This window comes from Micromonospora phytophila (assembly GCF_023656545.1).
In the GTDB taxonomy this organism is placed as follows: domain Bacteria; phylum Actinomycetota; class Actinomycetes; order Mycobacteriales; family Micromonosporaceae; genus Micromonospora; species Micromonospora phytophila.
This window is the reverse complement of the sequence record NZ_JAMOKF010000382.1, coordinates 1-4649: the sequence shown is the minus strand read 5'-3', so window position 1 is coordinate 4649 and position 4649 is coordinate 1. Positions and strand designations below refer to the sequence as shown.

Below are 4649 nucleotides of genomic sequence, written 5' to 3'. Positions count from 1 at the left end.
CGCCGCCCGCCGTGACCGCCGTGACCTGCCCGTCTTCCGGCTGCCGCACGTCGGGCTGGCCGGCCTGCTGCACCTGCTGCGCGACGAGCCGCGGTTGCAGACCTTCGTCGAGCGGGAACTCGGCGCGCTGCTCGCGTACGACGCGCGGCACCCCCGGGAGCAGTTGCTGGGCACCCTGCGCGCGTACCTGGAGCAGGGGCGGAACAAGTCGGCGGCGGCCACCGCGGCGCACCTGTCCCGGCCGGCGTTCTACGAGCGGCTGGCCCGCATTGCCCGCATCCTCGACGTCGACCTGGACTCGGTCGAAGCCTGCCTCTCCCTCCACGTCGCCCTGCTCGCCCTGGACGCCGTCCGCACCCCCTGACCAACCCCGCTGCCCGTCCCCGGCCGCCCGGGCGGTTAATCATGAGGTTGGCGGGGCCGAACCGGGCGGTCCGCCCCGCCAACCTCATGATCAAGCGGCGGGAGGCGGGGCGGGAGGCGGGCGGGGAGGGCGGGGAGGGCGGGTCAGGTCAGGGTGGTGAGGACCTTGGCGTAGGGCGGCGGGATGTGGTTGGGGCCGCCGGGGGTGAAGACGTCGGAGTTGGCCGCGGCCGACCAGGCGGTCTCGGGAACCGCGTCGACCAGGGCCCGGACCGCGGGGGCGTCGCGCCATTGGTCCTGCTCGGCGAGCAGGCTCAACGCCACCACCGACTCCTCCACCTCGCCGACGCACTCGAACGGCTTGTGCCCGTCCACCCCGAGCAGTTCCCGGTAGCCGGGCACCTGGGCGGGGTCGGCGAGCAGGTCGCCGCCGAAGATGTGCACCAGCCGCTCCCGGGGCATGAACGGCGCCATGGCGAGGAAGACGAACCGGCACTTCGGGCAGTCGCGGCACCAGCGCTCGCTGGCGTCACGCAGCTTGAACGCGGCGTTGCAACTGGTCACCACGTCGTCGTATCGGTCGATCTCGGCGAAGAGCCGGGCGATGTGCAGCTCCGACAGCGACCGCAGCAGCGAGAAGTACGGCTCGGTGAGCCCAGCGTGCTCGGCCAGGGCCGCCCGTAGCAGCCCCTCCGCCTCCACGCCCTTGGACCACTGGTGGTTGATCTCGTGACCGTCCCAGACCAGGTTCGGGTCGGACGCCGAACGCTCGTTGGACATCACCACCGGGCCCAGCCCGTGCAGCACGGCGGTGGCGACCGCGATCAGCGAGTTGATCGCGGTGACCGGGATGTGACCGTTGAGCGCCCCGGCCGCGTTCAGCTCGAACAGCACCGGGTCAATGCGGCGGCGCGCGGCGAGCGGAGCGAGCCCGGACGCCTCGTTGACCGAGACGATCACGTGGTTGGGGTTGACCGAGAACGGCACCGGGTCGAAGCCGGCCCGGCGCAGCGCCTCCAGGCTCACGATCGAGTCCTTCCCGCCGCCGACGGCGGAGAGCGGACGCCGGTCCGAGTCGTCGTACACGCGGGCGGGGGAGACCTCACCGGCCGGAACCTCGGGGCGCAGTTCCAGCACGTGCGGCAGCTGATTGCGGTAGGCGTACTCCGCCAGGCCCTTGGTGTAGACGGCGGTGACCAGCTCGGCGGCGGCCGACCCCAGCGGCGCCGGCAGCACCAGCCGGCGCGGCGCGGCGGCCTTGTAGTAGCTGACCCCGGCGACCACGTGCAGCAGCTCCAGCACCCGGCCGAGGGTCGCCACCGTGGAGTCCGACGGCGGCGCGTCGGGCAGCGGAAGCGTGATCACCTCGGTGAACCGCTGCTCCCCGTCGGGGCCGGTGAGCGCGTAGTCGAACAACGCCTCCCCGGTGGAGAGGTCGATCGAGTAGGACGGGAAGGTGAAGGCGTCCATCCGCCGGAGCTGCTCGTTGGGCACACGCCATACTAGGCCCTGGTTCGTCCGGCCGTGCCCGGCTGCGCCGGACCGTGCCCGTGCCACGCCGTCGACACCCCCTGAGGAGAGCCCGTGCGCCTGTCTGACCTGCGCGGACGTACCGTCGCCGTCTGGGGGGCCGGCCGCGAGGGCCGGGCCGCGGTGACCGCGATCGCCGCGCACGGCCCGGCCGGGATGGTCGCCGTCGACGACAGCGCCAACTTCCTCACCCTGCCCTGGGACGGCCCGCTGGCCGAGGCTGCCCCGCTGGTCACCGGCGAGGAGGGCTTCGACCGGTTGGCCGCCGCCGACGTGGTGGTCCGCTCGCCCGGGGTGCCGCAGACCCATCCCTGGCTGGTCGAGCTGCGCCGGCGCGGGGCCACCGTGACCCAGGGCACCGCGCTCTGGATGGCCGACCACGCCGCCCGCACCATCGGGGTCACCGGCAGCAAGGGCAAGAGCACCACCTCCAGCCTCATCAGCCACCTGCTCGCCGCCGTGGACCGCCCGAATGTGTTCGGCGGCAACATCGGCGTGCCGACGCTGGACCTGCCGGAGGCCGAGCTGTACGTGCTGGAACTGTCGAGCTACCAGTGCAGCGACCTGACCGACTCGCCCCGGGTCGCGGTGGTCACCGCGCTCTTCCCCGAGCACCTCGACGCGCACGGCGGCGAGGCCGAGTACTACCGGGACAAGCTCAACCTGATCGCGTACGGCCCGCGGACCGTGGTGGTCAACGGCGCCGACCCCCGGCTGGCCCTGGAACTGGGCGACCGGGCCGCGGTGCGCGCCGGCTCGCCCGACAACACCCACGTCGCGTCCGGACCCGACGGCGCGCCCTGGTTCCACCTCCGCGACCAGCCGCTCTTCCCGCGCGCGGTGCTGCCGCTGGTCGGCCGGCACAACGAGGGCAACCTCTGCGTCGCGCTCGCGGTGCTGGACGCCCTCGGCGTCGACGTGGCCGCCCGCAAGGACACCCTGGCCGTCGCCGTCGCCGAGTTCCAGGGCCTCGCGCACCGGCTGACCGAGATCGCCGACCCGTCCGGCCTGACCTTCGTCGACGACACCCTCGCCACCAGCCCGTACGCGGCCATGCACGCCATCGACGCGTACGAGGGGCGGCCGTTGACGGTGATCGTCGGCGGCACCGACCGGGGCCTGGACTACACCCCGCTGCGCGAGCACCTCGCGGAACGCGAGATCACCGTGATCGGCATCCCGGACAGCGGCCCCCGGATCGTGGAGACGCTCGCCGGGCTGCCCTCGGTCCGCACCGAGGTCGCCGAGGACCTCCTCGCGGCGGTGGCGTTGTCCCGGAAGCTGACCCCGGCCGGGGGAGTGGTGCTGCTCTCCCCGGCGGCGCCCAGCTACGGGCGGTTCCGCAACTTCGAACACCGCTCCGAGGTCTTCGCCGAGGCCGTGCGGAACACCGCCCCGGCGTAGCCGCCGGACAGCTCCCGTCGGTCTCCCGTCGGTTTCCCGTCGGGCACCCGTCGGCCGGCCGGCGGACGACGCGCGGCAGCCCGCCCACGCCGTCGCGCAGCGGCGGGGCTGCGCAGCGCGGGGGTGCGCAGCTGCCGCGGAACGCCACGATCCGGCCCCGCCGACCTCCTTTCCCTGCCCGGCCCTCCGGCCCGGCTCCTCGGCCGTCTAATCCGGCGCTCGGCCGTGGTCCGCGGGCTACGCAAGTCGCACTTCACCCATTGCCTGACTCTGACCGCAGTCACTCTTTGTCACAGGGCGTCACACGCGCCGCCATTACGAAGGGTGAAGTCGATGCGCGCCGTCAGGTCGTCGTAGCGGCCCCTTTGCTCTGCTTACCCATACGCGCCACCCTCGCTAACAGGGGATCTGCGGACCGATAGGGACAGCAGCCCTACCGTGCTGATCACCCAACGTGACTGTCGCGTATAGGTAAGCAGAGCAAAGGCGATGAACCGGTGTGGGGGCTCGGGCGTACGGTGCTGACGCTCCGTGAAGGCTGAATGCTGGGAGGGTGAGGGCGTCCAGGGTCATCGACGCCGAGGCATGCCCGAGCATCCCCTGCACCGCCTTGACGTTGGGGTCCGCCGCCACTGCCAGAGCTGGTGTCCGCCGCCACCGGCAGATTCGCCGCCGCATGCCGCATGCCGCACGCCGCATGCCGCACGTCGTGCGGGGTGACCCCGGCCAACCGACTGACGCCGCCGCCCGGGCGAAGACCCGCGACCGGGCGTGGCGGCGGCCGACAGGTCCGGCAGGTCAGCGCCAGTCGCCGAGAATGGCCGAGAATGGCCGACAGGAGCCTTGATCTTTGGCAAGGCGATGTCGGGCCCGGGGTCCACCGTGGTGCGGAACGCGATGACCGGGCCACGCTCGCCGCAGCGCGGAACGCGATGACAGGGCCACGCTCGCCGCAGCGCGGAACGCGACGATCGGGCGCCGCTCACCGCAGCGCGGCGTGCAGGGCGCGCATGGACCGGATCGCCGAGCGGATCTCCTGGAGGTAACGGCCCGGGGTGAGCGTGGGTTCCGGCAGCGCGGCGAGGTCCGGCAGCTCCGGGTCGACCCCGACGGTGTCGATCCCGCAGCCGTACGGCACGGCGAGGGTGCGCAGCGCGTCGCAGTGCTGGAACGGCACGTAGATCGGCGCGGTCACCATCAGCACCGCGTCGCCGGGGGAGAGCCGGACGTGCCCGGCCCAGAACCGTTGGGTGTCCGCGGTGTGCGCCCGCCGCCGCTCGGGCTCGCCGGACGGGGCGGCGAGCACCCGTACCGGCGGGGCGTCGGGCGGCCGGTAGGTCCGGGCGGACCAC

Annotated in this window: 3 protein-coding genes and 1 pseudogene; 2 read left to right on the top strand and 2 right to left on the bottom strand. The window is 73.3% G+C overall.

All coding sequences use genetic code 11. The annotated features are described in order from the left end of the window. Nucleotides 1–364, top strand: a 364-nt coding sequence (locus NCC78_RS27825) for a PucR family transcriptional regulator (protein WP_250798211.1), incomplete at its 5' end; no start/stop codon positions are given. Nucleotides 365–507: 143 nt separating this feature from the next. Here NCC78_RS27825 and NCC78_RS27820 read toward each other — a convergent pair. Beyond that, on the bottom strand, nt 508–1857 hold the full coding sequence (locus NCC78_RS27820) for a MurL-like N-terminal domain-containing (protein WP_250798209.1): 1350 nt from the start codon (nt 1855–1857) through the stop codon (nt 508–510). Nucleotides 1858–1947: 90 nt separating this feature from the next. Between NCC78_RS27820 and murD the strand changes: the two genes are divergently transcribed. Further along, nucleotides 1948–3297, top strand: a complete 1350-nt coding sequence (gene murD / locus NCC78_RS27815) for a UDP-N-acetylmuramoyl-L-alanine--D-glutamate ligase (protein ID WP_250798207.1) — start codon at nt 1948–1950, stop codon at nt 3295–3297. Between the two features lie 982 nt (nt 3298–4279). On the opposite strand, the pseudogene NCC78_RS27810 reads toward murD, so the two are convergent. After that, nucleotides 4280–4649, bottom strand: a pseudogene (locus tag NCC78_RS27810) (hypothetical protein); the annotation flags it as partial.